At 57.4% G+C, this 2,141-nt stretch carries 2 protein-coding genes; both read left to right on the forward strand.

Going from position 1 to position 2,141, the window contains the following annotated elements; all coding sequences use genetic code 11:
- The first annotated feature begins 315 nt into the window (after window positions 1–315).
- Complete coding sequence (locus AC13RC_RS34050) at window positions 316–1,134, forward strand: type IV toxin-antitoxin system AbiEi family antitoxin (protein ID WP_162759650.1); 819 nt, start codon at window positions 316–318, stop codon at window positions 1,132–1,134.
- A complete protein-coding gene (locus AC13RC_RS34055) occupies window positions 1,124–2,044 on the forward strand; it encodes a nucleotidyl transferase AbiEii/AbiGii toxin family protein (RefSeq protein ID WP_488559790.1) in 921 nt (306 codons plus the stop codon). Before AC13RC_RS34050 ends, AC13RC_RS34055 begins: the two co-directional genes overlap by 11 nt.
- Window positions 2,045–2,141 lie beyond the last annotated feature (97 nt).

The following is a 2,141-nucleotide window of genomic DNA, read 5'->3' on the forward strand; positions in this document are numbered from 1 at the left end:
GTTCCATAAATCCGATTACCGCACATAGGCCGCCGCGACTGATTAAATGTGGCGATATTCCAACACGTTAGAGAAAATAAGGCGCAGTCGACGGCACGCATCCTTTCACATCATTACCAATCTCATTTTTCGGTGGGTTTGATCTTTATAAGGTGGCGTTGCGGCCAGCCCTTGCGCTTAAAATAATAAGCTGGGTCTCGGACCCACATCGGTTCTCTTTGAAAAATCTTGTGTTGGTGCCCTCACGGTACTCGTCTCACAGAATTTGCAAAGAGTCCTGGTGCACCTCTTCGAACTTATGTTATCTTGTGTACCATGAGTACACCAAAGGAAATCAGGCTAAAGAATGTCTTGCAAGCAGTCCCAGCGGGCTTTGTGGCGGACGCGCGTTGGCTAGACAATCAAGGCATCAGCCGCTTCCTCACGCGAAAGTATGTTGCGAGCGGTTGGCTGGAGCGCCTCGACCGCGGCGTCTTCCGTCGCCCGGCGCCGCAGCCAGCGCCACTCGACTGGCGGACCTGCCTACTCTCGCTCCAACACATCATGAGCTACAAGATCCATGCCGGGGGCATCACCGCCCTCGGCGAGCAGGGGTATCGCCATTACCTACCTTTGGGAGCTCCCGCGCCTGTGTGGCTCTATGGCGATGATATCCCTTCATGGCTCCCGCGCTTGAAACTTGACGCCCTCCTGATGACCCGCGGTACGTCTCTGTTCGCTGACCCCGATTTAGGCCTCATCGAGAACAAATCTGCCAACTATCTTACGACGTCGTGGGGTTGGGCGCTTCGCATGTCGTCACCCGAGCGCGCCATACTCGAAGCCATTGACGAACTGCCCGCTCACGAGAGCTTCCACAATCTCGACATGATATTTGAGGGGCTGGTGACACTCAGTCCGCGTCGCATGGCGGCCCTGCTGGAGAGCTGCCGGAAGATCAAGGTTAAGCGCCTGTTCTTCGTGTTCGCAGACCGGCACAAACATTCCTGGCGCGAACGCCTCAATCCCGATGATTTCAAGCTTGGAGCTGGCGATCGTGCTCTGGTAAAGGGCGGCAGGATCCACCCCCGCTATCGCATTGTGGTTCCTTCGGAGTTTGTCGATACTTCAACAGGAGCTGCTGATGGCCCGTGAACCCTATGCCGCCCAGGTCGCGCTGTTGGTGCGGCTCCTCCCCTTTATCGCAGTTGAGAAGGTTTTCGCGCTGAAGGGCGGAACTGCAATTAATCTGTTCTATCGCGACATGCCTCGGCTCTCGGTCGATATCGACCTGACCTATTTGCCGGTTCGGGACCGGGCCGAGAGTCTGGCTGAGATCGACGAAGCGCTGGACCGCATCACAGCCGCCGCCAATGGCGGCATTGCGGGGCTTGACGCCCGCCGCATCGCTGGCGGCGGCGGGGGCGCCACCCGCATCCGCGCCCGGCTCGGTAACGCCGAAGTCAAGATCGAAACTTCGCCCGTCACACGTGGAGTCGTCCACGACCCCGAGCTACGGGATGTCTCGCCCGCAGTCGAAGATGAATTCGGGTATGCGTCTATCCAGGTCGTATCGTTCGAAGATCTGTTTGGCGGCAAGCTCCATGCGGCCGTGGATCGCCAGCACCCACGCGATCTCTTTGACGTCAAGTTCCTCTACGATCATGAGGGGCTCACCAACGCGCTGTTCCATACGTTTCTCGTTTACGTCGCCAGTTCGCCGCGTCCGGCGCACGAACTGCTCTCACCGAGCCGTAGTCGTCTGGACGAACCCTACGCCTTGGAGTTTGTCGGGATGACAACCATTTCAGTCACAATCGACGAGCTCGCGAGGACAAGAGACCGGCTCATCGCGGATATCCGCGCCCGCCTTGCCGATAAGAATACGCAAAAGTTTCTGCTGAGCCTTCATGATGGGGCGCCGGATTTTGATGCTATCGGCTTGCCGCAAGCAGCCGCACTCCCGGCGGTCCAATGGAAACTCGTGAACCTGCGCAAGCTCATTGCGGAAAATCCTGAAAAGCATGCCGCGCAGAGAGCTGATCTGGAGCAGCTACTTACATGAACGGCAGGAGGAGTGAGTAGATCATGAAACATGCGCGGCTTATGTCTCTGATTTACAGCAGTTTCTCTGCGCAGCGGTTCGATTCCCATCAAGAGCG

This window comes from Martinezella sp. CNPSo 3890, from assembly GCF_057784455.1.